The sequence below is a fragment of the Telluria sp. LT2P80 genome (genome assembly GCF_059685955.1).
Genome location: NZ_JCASIO010000009.1, coordinates 72,662 through 93,874, shown reverse-complemented (window position 1 = coordinate 93,874; position 21,213 = coordinate 72,662). Strand labels below are relative to the sequence as shown.

Sequence of the window (21,213 nt, the reverse complement as noted above, 5' to 3'; positions counted from 1 at the left end):
GCTTAGGCCCCGGACTGCTCCGGGGGCGACGACTTCGAAGGTCGAAGAGCCAGCCCGAAGGCTGGCGGCCTTGCTGGCCTGCTTAGTTGCGCTCGAGATCGATATCGATACCCAGCGAACGGATTTCCTTCACCAGCACGTTGAACGACTCTGGCATGCCGGCTTCGATCACGTGGTCGCCTTTGACCAGGTTCTCGTAGACCTTCGTACGGCCGTTCACGTCATCCGACTTCACAGTCAGCATCTCTTGCAGCACGTACGATGCGCCGTACGCTTCCAGTGCCCACACCTCCATCTCACCGAAGCGCTGGCCGCCGAACTGGGCTTTACCGCCCAGTGGCTGCTGCGTCACGAGCGAGTACGGACCGGTCGAACGCGCGTGCATCTTGTCGTCGACCAGGTGATGCAGCTTCAGCATGTGCATGAAGCCAACGGTGACCTTGCGCTCGAATGCTTCGCCGGTGCGACCGTCGAACATCGTGACCTGGTTCTTCGACGGGGTCATGCCGAGGTTCGCAGCGATGTCGTCCGGGAACGCCAGATCCAGCATACGACGAATGTCTTCTTCGTGGGCGCCATCGAAGACCGGGGTCGCGAACGGCACGCCGTTCTTGAGGTTGCCCGCCAGGGTCAGGATCTCTTCATCGCTGAAGCTGTCCAGGTCTTCCTTGCGGCCGGTTTCGTTGTAGATCTTGTCCAGGAACACGCGCAGGTCTTGTGCCTTCGCTTGCGCCTGCAGCATTTCGCCGATGCGCCAGCCCAGGCCCTTGGCTGCCCAACCGAGGTGGGTTTCCAGGATCTGACCGACGTTCATGCGCGATGGCACGCCCAGCGGGTTCAGCACGACGTCAGCAGGACGACCGTCCGCCATGAACGGCATGTCTTCCACTGGCACGATACGCGAGACCACACCCTTGTTACCGTGACGGCCTGCCATCTTGTCGCCCGACTGCAGGCGGCGCTTGACGGCCAGGTAGACCTTGACCATCTTCTGCACGCCTGGCTGCAGCTCGTCGCCTTGCGTCAGCTTCTTGCGCTTCTCTTCGAAGGCCAGATCGAACTGGTGACGCTTCTCGTTGATCGATTCCTTGATCGCTTCGAGGGCGTTCGCGGTGTCGTCTTCTGCCGGACGGATGTCGAACCAGTGGAACTTGTCCAGGTCCGCCAGGTACTCGGCAGTGATTGCCGCGCCCTTGGCCATCTTCTTCGGACCGCCATTGACGATCTTGCCGATCAGCATGCGCTCCAGACGCTCGAAGGCATCGCCCTCGACAATACGCATCTGGTCGTTCAGGTCCAGGCGATAGCGCTTGAGTTCATCGTCGATGATCTGCTGGGCGCGCTTGTCACGCTGGATGCCTTCGCGGGTGAACACTTGGACGTCGATCACGGTGCCGACCATGCCCGAAGGCACGCGCAGCGAGGTGTCTTTCACGTCCGACGCTTTTTCGCCGAAGATCGCGCGCAACAGCTTTTCTTCCGGTGTCAGCTGGGTCTCGCCTTTTGGCGTGACCTTACCGACCAGCACGTCGCCAGCCTGCACTTCGGCGCCGATGTAGACGATGCCCGATTCATCCAGGCGCGCCAGCTGGTTTTCTGCCAGGTTCGAGATGTCGCGGGTGATTTCTTCCGCGCCCAGCTTGGTGTCACGTGCGACGACCGACAGCTCTTCGATGTGAATCGACGTGTAGCGGTCATCCTTGACGACGTTTTCCGAGATCAGGATCGAATCTTCGAAGTTCAGACCGTTCCACGGCATGAACGCCACCAGCATGTTCTGACCCAGGGCCAGTTCGCCCAGGTCGGTCGATGCGCCGTCGGCGATCACGTCGCCACGGGCGACGCGGTCACCAACCTGCACGATCGGACGCTGGTTGATGTTGGTGTTCTGGTTCGAACGGGTGTACTTGATCAGGTTGTAGATGTCGACGCCGACTTCACCAGCCTGTGCTTCATCGTCGTTCACACGAATGACGACGCGACCCGCATCGATGTAGTCGACCATACCGCCACGCAGTGCCTGCACGGTGGTACCCGAGTCGACTGCCACGGTGCGTTCGATACCGGTACCGACAACGGCCTTCTCAGGACGCAGGCAAGGCACGGCCTGACGCTGCATGTTGGCGCCCATCAGTGCACGGTTCGCATCATCGTGTTCCAGGAACGGAATCAGCGACGCAGCGACCGACACGATCTGGCCTGGTGCAACGTCCATGTACTGGACGCGCTCTGGCGAGACCAGGATCGTTTCGCCGGCTTCACGCGACGAGACCAGCTCGTCGATCAGTTGGCCGTTTTCATTGATCGCGGCGTTTGCCTGGGCGATGATGTAGCGGCCTTCTTCGATGGCCGACAGGTAATCGATCTGGTCGGTGACCTTGGAACCGTCGACCTTGCGGTACGGGGTTTCCAGGAAGCCGTATTCATTCAGGCGGGCATACAGTGCCAGCGAGTTGATCAGACCGATGTTCGGGCCTTCAGGCGTTTCGATCGGGCACACGCGGCCGTAGTGGGTCGGGTGCACGTCGCGCACCTCGAAGCCGGCACGTTCGCGGGTCAGACCGCCAGGGCCCAGAGCCGAAACGCGACGCTTGTGCGTCACTTCGGACAGCGGGTTGGTCTGGTCCATGAACTGGGACAGCTGCGACGAACCGAAGAATTCACGGATCGCGGCCGAAATCGGCTTGCTGTTGATCAGGTCATGCGGCATCAGGTTGTCCGCTTCGGCCTGGCCGAGACGTTCCTTGACTGCACGTTCCACGCGGACCAGGCCAGCACGGAACTGGTTCTCTGCCAGCTCACCGACGCAACGGACGCGACGGTTACCCAGGTGATCGATGTCATCGACTTCGCCGCGGCCATTGCGCAGCTCGACGAGGATCTTGATTACGGCCAGGATGTCTTCGTTCGACATGGTCATGTCGCCGGTCAGTTCATCACGGCCGATACGGCGGTTGAACTTCATGCGGCCGACAGCCGACAGGTCGTAGCGTTCCGGCATGTAGAACAGGCCGTTGAACAGGGCTTCGACCGATTCTTCGGTTGGCGGTTCGCCAGGACGCATCATGCGGTAGATCGCCACGCGCGCCGCGGTGCGGTCGGCGGTGTCGTCGGTGCGCAGGGTTTGCGAGATGTAGCCGCCCTGGTCCAGATCGTTGGTGTACAGCGTCTGGATTTCGGTCACGTCTGCGTCGCGCAGCTTGCCCAGCAGTTCTTCGGTCAGCTCGTCGTTGGCAACGGCGATGACTTCACCGGTGTCCTGGTCGACGATGTTCTTGGCCAGCACGCGGCCCAGCAGGTAGTCTTCAGGGACCGAGATGGTCTTGATGCCGGCAGCTTCGATGTCACGGACGTGCTTCGCGTTGATCCGCTTGTCCTTGGTGACAATGGTCTTGCCCGACTTCGGATCGACGATGTCGAAACGCGCGACTTCGCCACGCAGGCGCTCAGGGACGAACTCGAGTTCGCCGCCGTCGTTGCGCACGACGAAGTTGTCGAAGACGAAGAAGTTAGCCAGGATCTGTTCCGGCGTCATGCCGATGGCCTTGAGCAGGATCGTCACTGGCATCTTGCGGCGACGGTCGACGCGGAAGAACAGGATGTCTTTCGGGTCGAACTCGAAGTCGAGCCACGAGCCGCGGTAAGGAATGATCCGTGCCGAGAACAGGAGCTTGCCCGACGAGTGCGTCTTGCCGCGGTCGTGCTCGAAGAACACGCCCGGCGAACGGTGCAGCTGGGACACGATCACGCGCTCGGTGCCGTTGATCACGAACGAACCGTTCGTGGTCATCAGTGGCAGCTCGCCCATGTAGACTTCTTGTTCCTTCATTTCCTTGACGACTGGCTTGGTCGGCGATTCCTTGTCCAGGATCACCAGACGTACCTTGGCGCGCAGCGGCGACGCGAAGGTCAGGCCACGCTGCTGGCACTCTTTCACGTCAAACGCAGGGTCACCCAGCACATACGACAGGAACTCGAGGCGCGCAAAACCATTGTGCGACACGATAGGGAAGATCGAAGAAAAAGCCGACTGCAGACCCTCGGCCTTGCGTCCCGATGGGACAGCATCAGCCTGGAGGAAGTTCTCGTAGGATTCCAGCTGGGTAGCCAGCAGGTAGGGAACGTTGTGAACGTTGGCGCGTTTCGCGAACGACTTGCGAATACGCTTCTTCTCAGTAAATGAGTAGTGCATGGACACTCCGTGAGTGACAGAAAGGATGAAGAATTCAGGATTTGCCAGTGGCACGCGCCACCACCACACACAATTCCTGAAGTCTTTACTCTTTCGCGCCAGATGAAAAGGACAAGCAAACTGCTGTGTTACGATATTTTTGAGCCGGTGTTGCCGCCTCTATTCTGTCATTCCTTGGCGACGTCTGTCGCAGGGACGACAAAAGAGCCAAAGCCGCAATTCCCGCCTTCCGGCAAGTTTTGCAAGCTTTGACTCCCGCATCAGGTGCTGCGAACAGCACCCTTTGCCTATGTATTACTTCAGTTCAGCCTTGGCGCCTGCATCTTCCAGCTTCTTCTTGGCGGCTTCAGCTTCTGCTTTTGGCAGGGCTTCTTTGACCGTCTTAGGAGCGCCGTCGACGACGTCTTTGGCTTCTTTCAGGCCCAGACCGGTGATTTCACGGACTGCCTTGATGACGCCGACTTTGTTCGCGCCGATTTCGGTCAGAACAACGTTGAACTCGGTCTGCTCTTCAGCAGCAGCGGCGCCAGCGCCACCACCGGCTGCAGGAGCTGCCATTGCAGCTGCCGACACGCCGAACTTCTCTTCGAATGCCTTGACCAGTTCGTTCAGGTCCATGACGGACATTTCGCTCACTGCGTTCAGGATATCGTCTTTGCTAATTGCCATTTGAAACTCCAGTTTTGATTTGTATGTAGTTCAGGTTGGTACTTGAAAAAAAAGGGAAGCTTACGCTTCTGCAGGAGCTTCTTCTGCGGCCGGAGCTGCTTCGGAAGAACCTTCGCCTTTTTTCGCTGCCAGGGCAGCCAGACCACGTGCAAAGCCCGACACCGGAGCCAACATGACGCCCAACAGCTGCGAGATGAGAACTTCACGGGATGGGATGCTTGCCAACGAGGTAACGCCAGCTACGTCGAGCTGCTTACCTGCGTAGTTACCGGCTTTGATGACCAGCTTGTCGTTGGTTTTAGCGAAGTCATTGATGACTTTAGCTGCTGCAACGGCATCGTCCGAGATCGAATAGATCAGCGGACCGGTCATGGAATCAGCCAGCGAGGCAAACTGCGTGCCTTCAACAGAGCGACGAGCCAGCGTGTTCTTCAGAACACGCAGGTACACGCCCTGGGCACGTGCGGATGCACGGAGCTTGGTCAAGTGACTAACCTGGATGCCACGGTACTCGGCGACGACGATGGTTTGCGCAGATGCTACTTTTGCGGAAACTTCTTCGACGACGGCCTTTTTGTCATTCAGATTAAGACCCACGGTCAATCTCCTTAAATGATGAGAACGAGATGTTCACATCGGTTCGAACACACGGCGTCCGAAGTTAAGAAGCCTTAAACTGAGCGGATGAATTCACGCAGCTGGACTACAAAACTTGTTCGGGTACACCATCTGCGTTGGGTTGTCTTTTAACCGCATGCCCAACCTCTGCACTTGGCCCAACGGTCTTTGATTGTCTGCCGCAGCGATCAGTTACTGCGACAGCCCAAAGAATCGCCCCGCACCAACGGCGCGAGGACTTGAATTTGCTGATTAAGCAGCAGCGATCGAAGCGTGATCGATGCGCACGCCAGCACCCATCGTCGACGACAGGGCGACCTTGCGCAGGTACACACCTTTCGACGTGGTTGGCTTGGCTTTGTTCAGGGCGTCGATCAGGGCAACCAGGTTGCTCTTCAGATCTTCGTCGGTGAACGATGCACGGCCGATCGTTGCGTGAACGATACCTGCCTTGTCGGTACGGTACTGGACCTGACCGGCTTTGGCGTTCTTGACGGCGGTTGCGACGTCTGGGGTCACGGTGCCGACTTTCGGGTTAGGCATCAGGCCACGTGGGCCCAGGATCTGACCCAGGGTACCGACGATACGCATGGTGTCTGGCGACGCGATGACGATATCGAAAGGCATGTCGCCGGCTTTGACGCGCTCGGCCAGGTCTTCCATACCGACGATGTCGGCGCCGGCTGCACGTGCAGCTTCAGCCTTCTCGCCTGTTGCGAACACAGCAACGCGCACGGTCTTGCCGGTGCCTGCTGGCAGCACGACCGAACCGCGAACCACTTGGTCCGACTTCTTTGGGTCCACGCCCAGTTGCACCGAGACGTCGATCGACTCGTTGAACTTGGCAGTGGCGAATTCTTTGACCAGCGACAGACCGTTGTCGAAGGCGTAGACTTTATTGCGGTCTACTTTAGCTTTGATAGCTTTGACGCGTTTGGACAGCTTAGCCATTACAGACCCTCCACCGTGATGCCCATCGAACGTGCCGAGCCAGCGATGATACGCACTGCTGCGTCCATGTCGGCGGCGGTCAGGTCCGGCTGCTTGGTTTTTGCGATTTCTTCAGCTTGAGCGCGGGTCAGCGATGCAACCTTGTCGGTATGCGGCTTGGCCGAACCCTTGGTGATGCCAGCGGCTTTCTTGATCAGGTACGTTGCCGGTGGGGTCTTCATCACGAAGGTGAACGACTTGTCGGCGAACGCGGTGATCACGACCGGGATTGGCATGCCTGGCTCGACACCCTGGGTCTGGGCGTTGAACGCCTTGCAGAATTCCATGATGTTCAGACCGCGCTGACCCAGTGCTGGACCGATCGGTGGGGATGGGTTTGCTTTACCAGCTGGAACTTGCAGCTTGATAAAGCCAATGATTTTCTTTGCCATGAAAGGCTCCTATCTTTGACTTGAGTAGTAGCGCCCCACCGCGACTACTCGTCTCCGGCGGGGCTCCTCTTACCGGATTCCGCCTACCTGCTGCGACGCTCCGATTAACGCGTTTAGACTTTCTCGACTTGCCCGAACTCCAGTTCCACCGGAGTTGCGCGGCCGAAGATGGTAACAGAAACTCGCACCTTCGACTTTTCGTAATTGACTTCTTCGACGTTGCCGTTGAAATCGGTGAACGGGCCTTCCTTGATACGGACCTGTTCGCCCACTTCGTACAGCGTCTTTGGCCGAGGCTTCTCGACACCTTCCTGGACCTGCTGCATGATCTTGTCGATCTCGCGCGCCGGAATCGGGGTAGGCTTGTTCGACTTGCCGCCGATGAAACCGGTGACCTTGCTGGTGTTTTTCACCAGGTGCCAGGTTTCGTCGGTCATTTCCATCTCAACCAGCACGTAACCCGGGAAGAAGCGGCGCTCGGTAACGGCCTTGGTGCCGTTGCGCATCTCGACAACTTCCTCGGTTGGCACCAGGATCTGGCCAAACTGTTCTTGCATGCCGCCACGTTCGATCCGCTCGGTCAGGGCGCGCATCACGCTCTTTTCCATACCCGAGTAGACGTGAACGACGTACCAGCGCTTGTTGCTGACCGGGACACTCACGGGTGCAGCTGCTTCCGGTGCTGCTTCCTGCTCTGGAGCATCGGCTGCCGGGACGCCGGCCGCCGGGACGCCAGCCGCCGGAATTTCTTCCGGCGCGGTATCTTCTTGTACGTTTTCGCTCATGTTTATTTCCAACCCAGGACAAAGTCGTACAACAGGAGCTCGAGAATCTTGTCGGTGCCCCACAGGAAAATCGCCATCACAACCACGAAGGCAAACACGATGCCGGTGATCTGCAAGGCTTCGCGGCGGGTCGGCCAAACGACCTTCTTGGTCTCGCGCACCGATTCCTTGGCAAAGCTCAGGAAATCACGGCCGGTGGTGGAAGTCCACAAAAGCAGGACAGCAAAAACTAAACCAGCCAAAAGGGCGCCTGCGGCGACCAAGGCTGGTTTGTTCTGGCCTGTCAGGTAAAAGAACCCGACGACGCCTGCAATCGCTGCAACCACCGCCAGCGCGACCTTGAACTTGTCATTCGAGGTGCTGACAGTTTGCACGGATTGATTAGACATTCTTCTTTACTTTCGGTGCCTGGCACCAGAATTCGGTGGCAGGGGCGGAGGGAATCGAACCCGCGACCTTCGGTTTTGGAGACCGACGCTCTGCCAATTGAGCTACACCCCTACGAAAACTTCCAGCTGAATCCAGCATTATACAGCAAGCGCGCGCTCACTGACAATGCTGTTCGAGGGAAACGGAAATGACTTCCGTTTCCCTCTGCTCTGCTTAGTTAGGCAGAATCTTTGCGACCACGCCGGCGCCGACAGTACGGCCGCCTTCACGGATTGCGAAACGCAGACCTTCTTCCATCGCGATCGGGTTGATCAGCTTGACGGTGATCGACACGTTGTCGCCTGGCATGACCATTTCTTTGTCTGCTGGCAGCTCGATCGAACCAGTCACGTCAGTCGTACGGAAGTAGAACTGTGGACGATAGTTGTTGAAGAACGGAGTGTGACGACCGCCTTCGTCTTTCGACAGAACGTAGATCTCGCCGGTGAAGTGGTTGTGCGGCTTGATCGAACCTGGCTTTGCCAGGACTTGACCACGCTGGACATCTTCACGCTTGGTACCGCGCAGCAGCAGGCCGACGTTGTCGCCAGCTTGGCCCTGGTCCAGCAGCTTGCGGAACATTTCCACGCCGGTGCAAGTGGTCTTGACGGTGTCGATGATGCCGACGATTTCGATTTCTTCGCCGACTTTAACAACGCCGCGCTCGACACGACCGGTCACAACGGTACCGCGACCCGAGATCGAGAACACGTCTTCCACTGGCATCAGGAACGCGCCATCAACAGCGCGCTCTGGCGTTGGGATGTAGGTGTCCAGTGCTTCGGCCAGACGGGTGATGCATTCTTCACCCATTTCGCCCGGCTTGCCTTCGAGGGCCATACGTGCCGAACCCTTGATGATTGGGACGTCGTCGCCTGGGAACTCGTACTTCGACAGAAGCTCACGCACTTCCATTTCGACCAGTTCCAGCAGTTCTGCGTCGTCGACCAGGTCGCACTTGTTCAGGAACACGATGATGTATGGAACGCCAACTTGACGGGCCAGCAGGATGTGCTCGCGGGTCTGTGGCATTGGGCCGTCAGCGGCCGAGCACACCAGGATCGCGCCGTCCATCTGCGCAGCACCGGTAATCATGTTCTTGATGTAGTCGGCGTGGCCTGGGCAGTCAACGTGAGCGTAGTGACGGTTTTCGGTCTCGTACTCGACGTGCGCGGTGTTGATGGTGATGCCGCGTGCTTTTTCTTCTGGTGCCGCGTCGATCTGGTCGTAGGCCTTGGCTTCGCCGCCGAATTTCTTCGACAGGACGGTCGCGATTGCAGCCGTCAGCGTGGTTTTGCCGTGGTCAACGTGACCGATGGTGCCGACGTTTACGTGCGGCTTGGTCCGTTCGAATTTACCTTTTGCCATTTCAGACTCCTAAGATCTAACGATATTTTTGAGAATTACCAGGCACACCTGACGGACGAGTGCAACGCGACTGCCGTACAAAATTCTGGTGCCCTTGACGTGGATTGAACACGTGGCCTCTCCCTTACCAAGGGAGTGCTCTACCACTGAGCTACAAGGGCTGATTTGGTGCGATGTTCAACTTGCACACCGCAAAACACTGGAGCGGGTGAAGGGAATCGAACCCTCGTCGTAAGCTTGGAAGGCTTCTGCTCTACCATTGAGCTACACCCGCGAGGTACAACTTCAATTCGACTTCACGATCTTCTTTTGGTGGTGGGGGCTGGATTCGAACCAGCGTACTCAGAGAGGGCAGATTTACAGTCTGCTGCCTTTAACCACTCGGCCACCCCACCGCGAAGAACCGCAGAGTATGAAGCAAGCTCAACGTACTGTCAATCAGGTTTGGGTAGAAGGTTTTTCCACTTCGCCTGACAGCGTTGCTTCGGGGCGTGATTGTAACGGTCCGACTCTAAAGCCGCAAGGGTCATTTTGCGCGGCATGAAAAAAACTTGGTTTGTTCGTCAAGCCGGCGCCAGTGCGGCCAGCACCTGCGCCTTGAGCGCCTTGATCAGCGCCGTCTCGTCCGGCGGCACGCCTTCGGGCGCCGTGAAGATGCGGTCCGCGTAGAACAGCCCCAGCTGCGCCTTGCCCACCACCAGCGGCAGCACGATGAAACTCTCGGCGTCCGGCAGCAGCGTCTTGTACCAGGCCGGCAGCAGATCGCGGATCTTCGGGCTGAAGGCATCCGGGATCATCATGTCGGCATTGTTTTCCAGCGCCAGGTGGAACAGGTCGCGTGTGAACGCGCACGGGAACGTGAAGCCGGCCTGCAGCTCGGCCTTGTTCTCCCCCAGCGACGCGCGCGCCCGGAAGGTGCCGGTCCGGCCGTCGCGCAGGCAAATGGTTGCGAAGCGAAAGCCCAGCGCGCCGTGCAGCGTTTCGAGCACGGCCATGATGACGTCATTGGCGCTCGTAGCAGATCCCCCCAGCACCGACACATCCTGCACACCGGCCAGCAGCAGGTCGCGCGCATTCTTCGGCTTGCCACTGGGGTAGAACTCGCCGTCGTCGGCCTCGCCTGCGTCCAGCATCGCCAGCGCCAGCACATTCGGCAGGCTGCTGCCGGCCTTCGGATCGGTCTTGGGGGCGCGCTCCATGTTCATGCTCTGCAGCATGCCGTTCATGCTTTCCTGGACGGTGTCGAACAGCGCTGCCAGCCCGGGCATGTCGAGCCCGAGCGCCACGCCGTAGCGTGCCAGCAGCACCCCGGCTTCGGGCGAATTGGCCGGATCATGGTGATGGCCCATCAGGCGCGCCACGTCCTGGCTGAATGCGGCCACCTGGCGCATCCACTCGGCGCGCTCCGGCGCGACCGCGAGCGTGCCGGGTGCCGGCGGGGCCTGGGCGTCGATAATCAGCGCGGGCAATTGCCATTCGCGCAGCACGGCCTCGGACAGGATCTCGAAGGTGCAGCCCAGGATCAGGCGCGACGCCTGCGCATGGGAGTGCTTGCCAGTGGCGACCAGAGCCGCGATCTCGCGGTAGCGCTCCGGCTCGTGGCTGGCCAGCAGCATCGGCCCCAGATTCTTGAACAGCGCGCAGATCCCCGCTTCTTCGGCGCCCGGATGGGGGCTGCGGTGCGCCATTTCCTGGCCCACCAGGCTGGCGCACAACGCCGCCTGGAGTTCGACCCGCACGCCGTGCTCGGCCACGTCGAGCGCGTCGACCAGCAGCATCGCCAGCGCGGCGGCGCGCACATTGTCAAAGCCGAGCAGGGAGATGGCGCGCGAGATCGTCGTCACCGGCGCGCCCAGCTGCGTGCGGTACGCCACCGTGTTCGACAGGCGCAGGATGCGCTGGGTCAGCGCCACGTCGGCCATCACGTAATACGCGAGGTCGGCCGAGCCCTCGTCGACGCTGTAGCCCATGCTGATCACGCGTGTCATGGTGCCGCCAAGACTGAACATGCGCTCGGTGCCGCTCAGCTTGCGCATCAGCGCATCGCGCACCCGGCCCGACGCGGAGTGGCTCTGGGCACCGTGGGGAAGGTCGGCCATCGTCAGTCCGCCTTGGGCGCGGGCATGCGCAGCCCCTGGCGCACGCCCTGGTCGTACTGCTTGAGCACTTGCTGGAACAGCGCGGCCAGCGCCGGCAGCTTGGGATTGAGCGGGTCGAGCTTGCGCACATTGGCGATCAGGATCGGTACCTGGCCACCAAGCCGCTCGTCCCAGCCGCCTGCTTCCAGGCAGCGCAGCACCGCGAGCGCAGCATTGAACGCCACCGACGGATTGTTCGGCAGTTTGTGCGCCGCCTCGAGCATCAGCGTGACCGCGCCCCGGTAATCGCCGCTCTTGGCGCGCGCGGCGCCGCTGGCGACCAGGTCGACCACGTGCTGGCGGCTTTCCTTGACCATCGAGCGGGCCAGTTCGCCCTTGCCCGCGCTTTCCATCACGCCTATCGCGCGCGCCATCACGGCCTCGTCGCCGGCATTGCGCATCACGTCGCGCACGACCGAGCAGGCGCCCTCTTCCATGCCATGGTCGAGGCATGTGCGGGCGAGCTCGAGCTTGATGTCGACCGACACGCCCGGCGCATCCTGGCAGGCCGCCACCGCCGTGGTCAATGATTCGCCCAGGCGCACGTCGTTGCCGGTGTATTCGTGCACCAGGGCCGAGGCTACCGCGCTGCACAGGACCGTCGTGGCGCGCCCGCCCATCGTGCGGTCGAGATCGCGCACCACCGCCGCTGCGCCCACCGGATCGCCCTTGCCCACCAGCGTGCGCACCAGCTTGACGTGGTCTTCGGGATCGCGGAACTCGGAATACTTGGCCTTGCCCACCACCTGGCGCAGCGACTTTTCGGCAGTGTCGATGTCGCCTGCGTCGAAGGCGATGTCGGCCAGCGTGCGCAGGCGCCGCACCGCATGGGGCGAGACGGCCACGGCGTCGGCGAGCACGGCCTGCGCTTTGTCGAGCTCGCCAGCCGCGGCGTGGGTGCGCGCCAGCCAGTCGAAGGCGTCGACGAAATTGCGGTTGGTGTCAACCAGCTCTTCGAGGATTTCCTTGGCTTCGGCCAGGCGCTTGCGCACGAACAGCGTCTTGGCCAGCCCCAGCCGGGCCCAGGCAATCGCCTTGATCTCGACCAGGTGCCGGTAGATCGGCTCGGCCAGCTCGGCCTGCCCCAGGAACATGTGCAGCTCGGCGCGCAGACGCAAAAAATCAATGGCGTAGCGCGTGTGCAGGCGCTGGCCCTCGATACAGGCAGCAACCGCCTCCACCTGGTCGCCCGCCTCCATCAGCGTGTACACGGGAAGGAAGGCATTGCGCTTTTCGAGTGCGCGCCCGATGCGCTCGAGCAGGCGATCGGCAGTGAACGGCTTGAGGACGTAGTCGGTCGGCGCGAGCTCGGCCGCGCTGACCACCTTGCTGTGGTTGCCTTCTGCGGTGACCATGAAGAACATCGTGGCCAGGCGCATCAGCTTGTGGTGGCGCAGGTCTTCGAGCAACTGCTGGCCATCCTGGCCGCCTTCGAGGTCGTATTCGCACAGGACGAGGTCGAACTGGCGCAGGCCCAGGTGCTTGATCGCCTGGTTGGACGTGCTGGCGTGCTCGATCCGGTTCAGGCCGCACAGCGTGAGCATGCTGTGGATGCTGGCACGCATCCCTGCGTGGGGCTCGATGATCAGGGCCGTCAGGCCTTCCAGTTCGTTCATTGTGGTCCGTGTTGGCCTGCGTTGGGCGTGGGGCGGCTGCATGGGCACGCAGTATCGACCCAGTATATTACGGCGCAGAACGAATTAAATGAAATTGGCATGATGCGCTGTGCCGCAAGCAGGCACGGCACATAAAAAACGACAACTTACGGAGCGGGCTGGCGGCTGTCGCACTCGCCCTTGCCGGCGCCGACGACGACGTTCTGGTAGTGCACCTCGTACTTGCCGGGCGTCAGCCTGTCGAGCGTGAACGTCGCACGCGGCTGCACGAAGGCGTGGCGCACGTTCGCGCGGCGCTCCAGGTCGTACAGCTTGACGAACACCGGCGACGCGTTCGCGCTATTGTCGATCGTCACCTGCATCCCGGCGCCCTCGTTCCCCACCGGGTAGCCCGGCAGATAGGCCGACTCGGCTGGCCACGGCTCGCCGCCTGGCGCCGTCAGGGTTTGCAGGTCGGTGCTGCAATCGGGCACGCGGTCAGGCACCACCAGCTGGGCGATGCCGAGTGTGCGAACGGCAGGCGTACCACGGCCGGCCCAGGTATCCGGCGCGGGCGCGGGCTCGGCGGGTGCGGTTGCAGGCGTCGCTGCGGCCGGCGGCGTGCTGGCCAGCACGCTCACGGGCTTTTGCACACCGCTCCAGGCCAGCGCGCCGGGCATCATGCCCGGTTGCCCGATGAGCAGGACGGCAGTGGCGGCGCCGGCCACGAAGCAGGTGGTCAGGCCCAGCCACCAGCGCGGATCGCGCATGAGGCGCGCACGGCGCGGCTTGTGGGCTGACGGGGCGTCGCCCGCGTCACCGCCCTTGCGCGACTGGCCGTCCTTGGCGTTCGAGCTTTCCAGCCACTCGACTTCCCATTCTTCGGATGCAATCCACTCGTCATGCTCCTTGCGGCGCACCGGATCGGCCAGGACGTTGTAGGCCGAATTGACGACGGCCATGATGCGGGCGGCCTTTTCGTCGCCCGGATTCTTGTCGGGATGGTATTTCTGGCTCAGCGCCTTGTACGATGCACGAATGACTTCCTGGGGCGCGTGACGCGACACCTTCAGGTTGTCATAGTGTGTGTGAATCTTGGCCATGGTGTGTCAAATCTGCCCGCTGATGCCTGCCATTGATGCTACGTCCTCGGCCGAGGCGGATGGCCGGACCCTGGCACTGGAATGTCGTACAGCTTAGACGCAATTGTGTCCGTTGTGCAAGATATCACAATTGTCACAGGCGATGACTGCGGTCGGCCTGGACGATTGCATGGGGCAATGTTACAGCCTGCCCGACCACCAGCACCTTGAATAATTCGCCCATTTCCGCTGGTGAGACGAGCTTTTGCACGGCGCGCGACTGTGGCAGGAAGCGCAGTGCATCCTCAGGGTTGTTTTCAAGCAACAATTCACCGATCCCGCCACCGATAAGGAACGCGGCCTGGCTCATGTAGGCCAGCACCGGCAGGCCGGCATCCTGGGCCGCCAGCGCCATCGCCGTGAAATCGACGTGGGCCGTAATGTCCTGCAGGCCCGGCAGATAGAACGGATCGGGGTGCGCGTGATGGCGGTAGTGGCACATCAGGGTGCCGCCGATGCGCTGATCGAGGTAGTACTCGTGGGCCGGGAAACCGTAGTCGAACAGGATTGCCGCGCCGCGGCCACCCGCGAACATCGTCGCCAGCGAGCCCATGAAGCCGGCGCCGACCGGGTGCAGCTCGGTGACATAGCCTTCGATCATCTGTTCATGGTCGGGCACCTGGCGCACCAGTTGCTCGTGCAGGGCGGCATCAAGCGGCGCCTGGACAAACGCGAATGCGCCATCCTCGATCGTGACCATCTGGCGGCGCCAGCCATCCCGGGTGCGGATCACCAGCTCGACCGGCATCGCATCGAGCACTTCATTGGCCAGCACCACGCCGCTGAAGTGCTCCGGCATGGCGTCCTGCCAGCGTACCTGCGGCAGATCGGCCAGGTTGGCCTTCTGGCGCGCACGCAGCTCGCCCGACAATTCGATGATCGTGTACGAGTTGACGACCACGCCCTGGCGCGCCAGCGCAGCCAGCACATCGCGCGCCAGGCGACCGGTGCCGGCGCCGAACTCGATGATGTCGGGCGCGCTTTGGGCGATAATAGCGGCTGCCACGCGCGCCACCGTTGCCCCGAACAGCGGCGTCATCTCGGGCGCGGTGATGAAATCGCCCTCGGCGCCGAGCTTGGCAGCGCCGCCGCTGTAATACCCGAGGCGCGGCGCGTACAGCGCCAGTTCCATGAACCGCGAAAACGCGATCTGCCCACCGGATTGTTCGATCTCGTCAGCGATGCGCTGTTGCAGGGCGTGGGACGCGGCAAGGGCGTCGTGGTCGGGGGCGGGCAGGGACATGCCGGCATTGTAGCCAGATTCGCTTTTATCAACAATTTACTGCCTGATGTTCAGGCTTGATCACCCATGATGACCGACACAGTTCCAACCGCCCTGCCCCGGGTTGCGCTGGTGACCGGCGCCGGCCGCCGTCTCGGGCGCGCCATTGCGCTGGGCCTGGCCCGGGCTGGCTGGGATCTCGCGCTGCACTACCGCCATTCCGAACAGGATGCCATCGCCACCCGCGACGCCATCGTGGCGCTGGGCCGGCGCGCCGTTCTGCTGCAGTGCGACCTGGCCGACGATGCTGCCGTGCGCCTGCTGGCGGGCCGCGCCATCGACGCGCTCGGCACGTTGACGTGTATCGTGAACAACGCGTCGTTGTTCGAATACGACAGCGCCACCGACTTTTCGCCGACTCTGTTGAACGCGCATATGGCCGCGAATGTCACAGCGCCACTGCTGCTGGCGCAGGCGCTGCATGCGGCCACGCCGCAAGGCGAGCAAGCCGTGATCATCAACCTGCTCGACCAGAAACTGTACAATCTCAACCCGGATTTTCTGTCGTACACCTTGTCCAAGGCAGCGCTGCACGCAGCTACCACGATGCTGGCGCAAGCGCTGGCGCCGACCGTGCGCGTGGTGGGCGTGGCGCCCGGCATCACGCTGGTCTCGGGCGAGCAGAGCGAGGACGGTTTTACGCAGGCGCACCGCGCCACGCCGCTGGGGCGCTCCTCGACACCGCAGGACATTGCCGACGCGGTCGTCTACGCAGCGGGCGCCCGCGCGCTGACGGGCACGACCCTGCTGGTCGATGGCGGCCAGCACCTGACGCCATCGACGCGCGACGTCATGTTCCTGACCGAACCGCGCAGCGACGACCCCAACAACCGCAGCACCGAATCATCTATCCAAAAGGCTTAACCATGTTGTCCGCCCTGTCCCACCCGAGCTTGCGCAATTGCCGCCGGCTGTTCCTGCGCAATTACGAAGTGATGATCAATATCGGCGTGCACGATTTCGAAAAGAAGGGCGAGCAACGTGTGCTGATCAATGTTGAGCTGTACATTCCGCTCGAGATGTCGACGCCAAAGGCCGATCAATTGGCCGAAGTGGTCGATTACGACTTCATGCGCGAGACGGTGGCCCAGCGCATTTCGAAGGGCCATATCCACCTGCAAGAAACACTGTGCGACGACATGGTCGAGGCCATGCTGGCCCATCCGCGCGTGCGCGCGGCGGGCGTGTCGACGATGAAACCTGACGTGTATGCCGATTGCGAAGGCGTCGGTGTCGAAGTATTCCGTATCAAGGACGAAGCATGAACGAAACCGTTATCGAGCGCCTGACCGAGGCCGATTTTCCGCTGGGCGAGGCCGCCCCCGTGATCGACGCCAGGAAGCAGGAAAAGATCGCCCACGAAAACCACAAGCTGCACAAGCGCCTGTGCCGCCAGGTCGGCCAGGCCATCGGCGACTTCAACATGATCGAAGACGGCGACAAGGTGATGGTGTGCCTGTCGGGCGGCAAGGACAGCTACGCGCTGCTGGACATCCTCCTGACGCTGCGCGAACGCGCGCCGATCCACTTCGACATCGTCGCGGTCAACCTCGACCAGAAGCAGCCGAACTTCCCGGCCGACATCCTGCCGGCCTACCTGGACAAGCTCGGCGTGGACTACCACATCGAAAACCAGGACACCTACAGCATCGTCAAGCGCCTGATCCCGGAAGGCAAGACCACCTGCTCGCTGTGCTCCCGGCTGCGGCGCGGCATCCTGTACCGCGTGGCCGATGAGCTGGGCTGCAACAAGATCGCGCTGGGCCACCACCGCGACGACATCCTCGAAACCTTCTTCCTGAACATGTTCTTCGGCGGGAAGCTGAAGGGGATGCCGGCCAAGCTGGTGTCGGACGATGGCAAGCACATGGTGATCCGCCCAATGGCATATGTGAAAGAGGCTGATACCGAGCGCTATGCTGAGGTAAAAGGCTTCCCGATCATCCCGTGCGACCTGTGCGGCTCGCAAGAGAACCTGCAGCGCAAGCAGATCAAGAACATGCTGCGCGAGTGGGAGAAGAAACATCCGGGGCGCGTGGAAAGCATCTTCTCGTCACTGTCGACCGTGGTGCCATCGCATCTGATGGACCGCAATATGTTTGGCTTCGCGGATCTGAAGACGGATGGCGTGGCCAATCCGCTGGGAGATATCGCGTTTGATGAAGAGCCGTGTTCGACGCCGGTAACGGGGACGATTTCGTTGACGCAGCTGTAATTGTCAAAGCCGGGGTCAGGTCTGACATTTGGACACGGCCTCAACGTCAAAGCCGGGGTCAGGTCTGACATTCGGACACGGCCTCAGCACTAAGCATGCGGTTTCGCTTTCTCGAAAGCAGCAACCGCCCGGCTGACCGTTTTGGTCGAGACGCCAAAAGCGATCGCAATCTGCGGCATGGTATAGGCGGTCGATCGATACGCGCGCGCCATCGCCTCATCCCTGGCGGGATAGGTGTTCTGATAGTCAGCCAAGGGAAGCGCCACTGCGCGCCGCGTCGCCCGCTTGGTTTCCATGAGCGCCTCAGATCGCTGCATCTGCTGGTGCGCCGATACGAAAACTTCATCCCCCAGAAGGATTTGATGGCGGGTGGCGTCCAGCGGATTTGCTTGTCCGACACCTGCCAGTACAAACGCCTGATATGCCTCAATGGCGCTGGTGCGTGTGTCACCGAAGCGCTCCAGGAGCCGATCTCGCGCCAACCATTCAGGCGGCGTTTCATCCTCAACGAAATAGCGATGACTGCTCCATCGCCATTGATCCAGTGCTTCGACAACATGTGCACGTAGTGGATTCAACACGATGTACCGGGACACTTCCAGAAGATAACTTTCCTTCTGCACCAGGATCGCCTTGTAGCGCCCTTGAAACAGGTGGCCAACGAGATGATGCCGTCTGTTGACATGCTGCGAATACGACCCGTTGAGTTGACGTATGCATTGCGGAAGATTTGCTTCGGCCGTTTCGATCAGCAGATGGTAGTGATTGGTCATCTGGCAAAAGCTATGGATCACGCAGTGGTGGCGTTCACACACCTTCGCAAGAACCTCCAACCAAATTCGGCGATCGGCTTCATCGCGATAGATCGTGTTACGCCGATTACCGCGCGACGTCACGTGGTACAGCGCACCGGGAAAGTCGAGTCTGAGTGGTCGTGTCATCCGGCCACGCTACCGGATGCGGGATCGCTGGCGCTGAGATTGCTCAGCATTCGAGGACGCCAGGGAGGTCATTTGACTAGCGCTGAGGTCGTGTCCAAATGTCAGACCTGACCCCGGCTTTGATCCGCAAATGTCAGACCTGACCCCGGCTTTGATCCGAGTAAAGCCGAGGTCGTGTCCGAATGTCAGACCTGACCCCGGCTTTGGATGCAGCCCGATTCAGTTCCAGCGGCCGTTGGCGCCACCGATGCTGTAACGCCCCGCCCCCAGCAGTGCGACCGCCACTGCGGCAAAGAAGAACATCCCCTGCAATTCCAGCGCCCAGCCGCCGGTCTCGTTGAGCGTGAAGAACTGGCTCGTGTGTGCCAGCAGCACGGCGACGATCATGTTGATGGCCACGATCAGCGCGGCAGGACGCGTGAACAGGCCGACCAGGATGAGCAGCGGTGCGACGACTTCGCCGATGTATACCCCATAACCAAACACTGCAGGCAAGCCGGCTTTGGCCAGCATGTCGGCAACAAAACCAATGCCGCCGCTCAGTTTGGCAACGCCGTGGAACAGCAGCATCGCGGCCAGGGCGACGCGCAGCACCAGCTTGCCAGCGTCGTTGGTATTGTTATTCAGTTGTGTGGAAGTGGTTTGCATGATCGTTCTTTCGTGAATGAAAACAAGGTAAATGATTAATTGAACGCGTAGGCATCCATGGCGAGCACGCCATGTTCGACACTCGTGTGCAGCACGGACGCCCTGGCATCCGGGCCGGCCGCGCCCATTGCCACGAACAGCGGCAGCAGATGTTCTTCGGTCGGATGGTTTTTTGCAGCCATCGGCGCCAGCTGGCGGTAGTCCAGCAGGGCGGCGCGGTCATTCGCGATCAGCCGATCGCGCATCCATGTGCCGAAGTCGCTGACCCAGGCTGGCGGCGGCGCAGCGGCGCTGTGCCCGCGGATTTCATACAGGTTGTGCGTCAGCGATCCCGAGCCGATGACCAGCACGCCCTCCTGGCGCAAGGCCTGCAGCGCCAGGCCCAGTTGCTGATGCAGCGCGGGGCTGGCGCCATGGACGATCGAGATCTGCATGACCGGCACGTCGGCGGCCGGATACATCAGGCTGAGCGGAACCCACGCGCCATGGTCCAGGCCCCGTGTCGCGCTGCGCCCGACCGGGATACCGGCCGCGTCGAACAGCGCCGCCGCGCGTTCGGCAGCAGCAGGCGCACCCGGCGCCGGATAGCGCATGTCGAACAGCGTTTGCGGAAAGCCGCCAAAGTCGTGGATCGTCTCCGGCTGGGTGGCCAGCGAGACGGCCGGGCCGCCAGCGGTTTCCCAGTGCGCCGAGACGACCGCAATCGCGCTCGGCCGTGGCAATGTCTGGCCCAGGCCCTGCAGGAAGCGGCGTGCCGGGCTGTCTTGCAGGGCAAGCATCGGCGAGCCGTGTGAGACAAAGATCGTGGGCAGGTTCATGGTGCACCTCGTTAAGTGATGCATGCATGGTACCTATGTCCCTGTCGTTGATAAAGCAGGGCAACGTGGTTAGACTATTTCCTTTTGATTGACAATCCCGACCAATGGACTTGCTCGGCTCGATGAAAACCTATGTTGCCGTGGTCGATAGCGGCAGCTTCGCCGCTGCCGCGCTCCGGCTTGACGTCTCACGCGCCATGGTGTCCAAGCAGGTACAAAAGCTGGAAGAGCACTTGGGCACGCGCCTGCTGAACCGCACCACGCGGCGCCTGAGCCTGACGGAAACGGGCCGCGCCTTCCACGAGCGCAGCGTGCAAATTCTGGGGGATGTGAACGAGGCCGAGCAGATTGCCGGCCAGATGACGACGCTGCCGCGCGGCGTGCTGCGCGTGACGATCCCGCTGTCCTACGCGCAGCATCGCCTGGGCAGCATCATCGGTGCGTACACCCAGGCCTATCCGCAGGTGCAGCTCGATATTGCGCTGTCCGACCGCAAGGTCGACCTGGTCGAAGAAGGCTTCGATGTGGCGATCCGGATCGGCGCCCTGCCCCAGTCGGATCTGATTGCACGCAAGCTGGGCGTCGCGCGCAGCATCGTGTGCGCCTCGCCAGCCTATCTGGCCGCGCACGGCACGCCGCAGACGCCGCACGATCTGAGCCGGCATACGTGCCTGAGCTACTCATTGAGCGGGGGTGGCGCCGACTGGCGCCTCGAGTCCGCAGGCGAACAGGTTATCGTGCCGGTGACTGGCCCGATGAAAGCCGACAATGGTGACATGATCCGCCTGGCGGCGCTCGCCGGGGCCGGCATCGTGTTCCAGCCGCACTTTATCGTGGGCGAGGATCTGGCGGCCGGGCGGCTCGTGCAGGTGCTGCCCGGCTGGGAGTCAGCCGAGCTGGGCATCCATGCGCTCTATCCAAGCCGCAAGCACCTGTCGGCCAAGGTGCGCACCTTCGTCGACTTTGTCGTGGCCGCGCTGGCCTGAACCAC

Annotated in this window: 19 protein-coding genes and 4 tRNA genes; 4 read left to right on the top strand and 19 right to left on the bottom strand. The window is 61.5% G+C overall.

What is annotated here, in order from left to right; genetic code table 11:
- Positions 1-82: 82 nt before the first annotated feature.
- The 16 genes from rpoB to AC56LW_RS20590 all read right to left on the bottom strand — a co-directional run bounded on the left by rpoB (position 83) and on the right by AC56LW_RS20590 (position 15,561).
- Positions 83-4,192, bottom strand: coding sequence for a DNA-directed RNA polymerase subunit beta (gene rpoB, locus AC56LW_RS20665; protein WP_183554432.1), 4,110 nt, complete (start codon positions 4,190-4,192; stop codon positions 83-85).
- A 294-nt stretch (positions 4,193-4,486) separates the two neighbouring features.
- Positions 4,487-4,861 carry a 50S ribosomal protein L7/L12 gene (rplL, locus tag AC56LW_RS20660; RefSeq protein WP_183554434.1) on the bottom strand — a complete coding sequence of 125 codons (375 nt, stop codon included), beginning with the start codon at positions 4,859-4,861 and terminating at the stop codon, positions 4,487-4,489.
- Positions 4,862-4,921: 60 nt separating this feature from the next.
- Complete coding sequence (rplJ, locus tag AC56LW_RS20655; protein WP_183554436.1) at positions 4,922-5,458, bottom strand: 50S ribosomal protein L10; 537 nt, start codon at positions 5,456-5,458, stop codon at positions 4,922-4,924.
- Between the two features lie 273 nt (positions 5,459-5,731).
- Positions 5,732-6,430, bottom strand: coding sequence for a 50S ribosomal protein L1 (gene rplA / locus AC56LW_RS20650; protein WP_183554438.1), 699 nt, complete (start codon positions 6,428-6,430; stop codon positions 5,732-5,734).
- Positions 6,430-6,861, bottom strand: coding sequence for a 50S ribosomal protein L11 (gene rplK, locus AC56LW_RS20645; RefSeq protein ID WP_137172442.1), 432 nt, complete (start codon positions 6,859-6,861; stop codon positions 6,430-6,432). Before rplK ends, rplA begins: the two co-directional genes overlap by 1 nt.
- 113 nt (positions 6,862-6,974) lie before the next feature.
- Positions 6,975-7,646, bottom strand: a complete 672-nt coding sequence (gene nusG, locus AC56LW_RS20640; RefSeq protein ID WP_499637216.1) for a transcription termination/antitermination protein NusG — start codon at positions 7,644-7,646, stop codon at positions 6,975-6,977.
- 2 nt (positions 7,647-7,648) lie between these two features.
- Entirely contained in the window at positions 7,649-8,035 is a 387-nt protein-coding gene (secE, locus tag AC56LW_RS20635; protein ID WP_183554440.1) for a preprotein translocase subunit SecE, read from the bottom strand.
- A 36-nt stretch (positions 8,036-8,071) separates the two neighbouring features.
- Positions 8,072-8,147: transfer RNA gene (locus tag AC56LW_RS20630), tRNA-Trp, on the bottom strand.
- A 102-nt stretch (positions 8,148-8,249) separates the two neighbouring features.
- On the bottom strand, positions 8,250-9,443 hold the full coding sequence (tuf, locus tag AC56LW_RS20625) for an elongation factor Tu (RefSeq protein ID WP_183554297.1): 1,194 nt from the start codon (positions 9,441-9,443) through the stop codon (positions 8,250-8,252).
- An 86-nt stretch (positions 9,444-9,529) separates the two neighbouring features.
- Positions 9,530-9,604 (bottom strand) — tRNA-Thr (locus AC56LW_RS20620).
- Between the two features lie 39 nt (positions 9,605-9,643).
- Positions 9,644-9,717, bottom strand: a tRNA-Gly gene (locus AC56LW_RS20615).
- Between the two features lie 36 nt (positions 9,718-9,753).
- Positions 9,754-9,838, bottom strand: a tRNA-Tyr gene (locus AC56LW_RS20610).
- A 168-nt stretch (positions 9,839-10,006) separates the two neighbouring features.
- A complete protein-coding gene (locus tag AC56LW_RS20605) occupies positions 10,007-11,542 on the bottom strand; it encodes an HDOD domain-containing protein (protein ID WP_499637214.1) in 1,536 nt (511 codons plus the stop codon).
- A 2-nt stretch (positions 11,543-11,544) separates the two neighbouring features.
- Positions 11,545-13,197 (bottom strand): response regulator, encoded by a 1,653-nt coding sequence (locus tag AC56LW_RS20600; protein ID WP_499637212.1) that lies wholly within the window; start codon positions 13,195-13,197, stop codon positions 11,545-11,547.
- A 146-nt stretch (positions 13,198-13,343) separates the two neighbouring features.
- Positions 13,344-14,279 (bottom strand): J domain-containing protein, encoded by a 936-nt coding sequence (locus AC56LW_RS20595; protein WP_499637210.1) that lies wholly within the window; start codon positions 14,277-14,279, stop codon positions 13,344-13,346.
- A gap of 133 nt (positions 14,280-14,412) precedes the next feature.
- Positions 14,413-15,561 carry a class I SAM-dependent methyltransferase gene (locus tag AC56LW_RS20590; RefSeq protein ID WP_499637208.1) on the bottom strand — a complete coding sequence of 383 codons (1,149 nt, stop codon included), beginning with the start codon at positions 15,559-15,561 and terminating at the stop codon, positions 14,413-14,415.
- A 66-nt stretch (positions 15,562-15,627) separates the two neighbouring features.
- Here AC56LW_RS20590 and AC56LW_RS20585 point away from each other — a divergent pair, with 66 nt between their 5' ends.
- The 3 genes from AC56LW_RS20585 to ttcA are packed head-to-tail and all read left to right on the top strand — an operon-like array spanning position 15,628 to position 17,815.
- On the top strand, positions 15,628-16,464 hold the full coding sequence (locus AC56LW_RS20585) for an SDR family oxidoreductase (protein WP_499637206.1): 837 nt from the start codon (positions 15,628-15,630) through the stop codon (positions 16,462-16,464).
- Positions 16,465-16,466: 2 nt separating this feature from the next.
- Positions 16,467-16,865, top strand: coding sequence for a dihydroneopterin aldolase (locus AC56LW_RS20580; protein WP_258837096.1), 399 nt, complete (start codon positions 16,467-16,469; stop codon positions 16,863-16,865).
- A complete protein-coding gene (ttcA, locus tag AC56LW_RS20575; protein WP_499637204.1) occupies positions 16,862-17,815 on the top strand; it encodes a tRNA 2-thiocytidine(32) synthetase TtcA in 954 nt (317 codons plus the stop codon). Before AC56LW_RS20580 ends, ttcA begins: the two co-directional genes overlap by 4 nt.
- Before the next feature lie 89 nt (positions 17,816-17,904).
- On the opposite strand, the gene AC56LW_RS20570 is transcribed toward ttcA, so the two are convergent.
- The 3 genes from AC56LW_RS20570 to AC56LW_RS20560 all read right to left on the bottom strand — a co-directional run bounded on the left by AC56LW_RS20570 (position 17,905) and on the right by AC56LW_RS20560 (position 20,222).
- Positions 17,905-18,756, bottom strand: a complete 852-nt coding sequence (locus AC56LW_RS20570; RefSeq protein ID WP_499637203.1) for a transposase — start codon at positions 18,754-18,756, stop codon at positions 17,905-17,907.
- A 219-nt stretch (positions 18,757-18,975) separates the two neighbouring features.
- The gene (locus AC56LW_RS20565; RefSeq protein WP_499637201.1) at positions 18,976-19,404 is read right to left on the bottom strand and encodes a DoxX family protein; all 429 of its coding nucleotides are present in this window, start codon (positions 19,402-19,404) and stop codon (positions 18,976-18,978) included.
- A gap of 35 nt (positions 19,405-19,439) precedes the next feature.
- Positions 19,440-20,222 (bottom strand): DODA-type extradiol aromatic ring-opening family dioxygenase, encoded by a 783-nt coding sequence (locus AC56LW_RS20560; RefSeq protein WP_499637199.1) that lies wholly within the window; start codon positions 20,220-20,222, stop codon positions 19,440-19,442.
- A gap of 122 nt (positions 20,223-20,344) precedes the next feature.
- Between AC56LW_RS20560 and AC56LW_RS20555 the strand changes: the two genes are divergently transcribed.
- Positions 20,345-21,208 carry a LysR family transcriptional regulator gene (locus AC56LW_RS20555; protein ID WP_499637197.1) on the top strand — a complete coding sequence of 288 codons (864 nt, stop codon included), beginning with the start codon at positions 20,345-20,347 and terminating at the stop codon, positions 21,206-21,208.
- Positions 21,209-21,213 lie beyond the last annotated feature (5 nt).

Bases quoted from the DNA above. Each gene is read 5' to 3' on its own strand.
- AC56LW_RS20560 (WP_499637199.1), bottom strand. From the start codon at position 20,222: ATGAACCTGCCCACGATCTTTGTCTCACACGGCTCGCCGATGCTTGCC.
- AC56LW_RS20570 (WP_499637203.1), bottom strand. From the start codon at position 18,756: ATGACACGACCACTCAGACTCGACTTTCCCGGTGCGCTGTACCACGTG.
- AC56LW_RS20555 (WP_499637197.1), top strand. From the start codon at position 20,345: ATGAAAACCTATGTTGCCGTGGTCGATAGCGGCAGCTTCGCCGCTGCC.
- AC56LW_RS20595 (WP_499637210.1), bottom strand. From the start codon at position 14,279: ATGGCCAAGATTCACACACACTATGACAACCTGAAGGTGTCGCGTCAC.
- rplA (WP_183554438.1), bottom strand. From the start codon at position 6,430: ATGGCTAAGCTGTCCAAACGCGTCAAAGCTATCAAAGCTAAAGTAGAC.
- AC56LW_RS20605 (WP_499637214.1), bottom strand. From the start codon at position 11,542: ATGGCCGACCTTCCCCACGGTGCCCAGAGCCACTCCGCGTCGGGCCGG.
- rpoB (WP_183554432.1), bottom strand. From the start codon at position 4,192: ATGCACTACTCATTTACTGAGAAGAAGCGTATTCGCAAGTCGTTCGCG.
- tuf (WP_183554297.1), bottom strand. From the start codon at position 9,443: ATGGCAAAAGGTAAATTCGAACGGACCAAGCCGCACGTAAACGTCGGC.
- AC56LW_RS20585 (WP_499637206.1), top strand. From the start codon at position 15,628: ATGATGACCGACACAGTTCCAACCGCCCTGCCCCGGGTTGCGCTGGTG.
- AC56LW_RS20590 (WP_499637208.1), bottom strand. From the start codon at position 15,561: ATGTCCCTGCCCGCCCCCGACCACGACGCCCTTGCCGCGTCCCACGCC.
- rplK (WP_137172442.1), bottom strand. From the start codon at position 6,861: ATGGCAAAGAAAATCATTGGCTTTATCAAGCTGCAAGTTCCAGCTGGT.
- rplL (WP_183554434.1), bottom strand. From the start codon at position 4,861: ATGGCAATTAGCAAAGACGATATCCTGAACGCAGTGAGCGAAATGTCC.
- AC56LW_RS20580 (WP_258837096.1), top strand. From the start codon at position 16,467: ATGTTGTCCGCCCTGTCCCACCCGAGCTTGCGCAATTGCCGCCGGCTG.
- AC56LW_RS20600 (WP_499637212.1), bottom strand. From the start codon at position 13,197: ATGAACGAACTGGAAGGCCTGACGGCCCTGATCATCGAGCCCCACGCA.
- nusG (WP_499637216.1), bottom strand. From the start codon at position 7,646: ATGAGCGAAAACGTACAAGAAGATACCGCGCCGGAAGAAATTCCGGCG.
- secE (WP_183554440.1), bottom strand. From the start codon at position 8,035: ATGTCTAATCAATCCGTGCAAACTGTCAGCACCTCGAATGACAAGTTC.
- ttcA (WP_499637204.1), top strand. From the start codon at position 16,862: ATGAACGAAACCGTTATCGAGCGCCTGACCGAGGCCGATTTTCCGCTG.
- AC56LW_RS20565 (WP_499637201.1), bottom strand. From the start codon at position 19,404: ATGCAAACCACTTCCACACAACTGAATAACAATACCAACGACGCTGGC.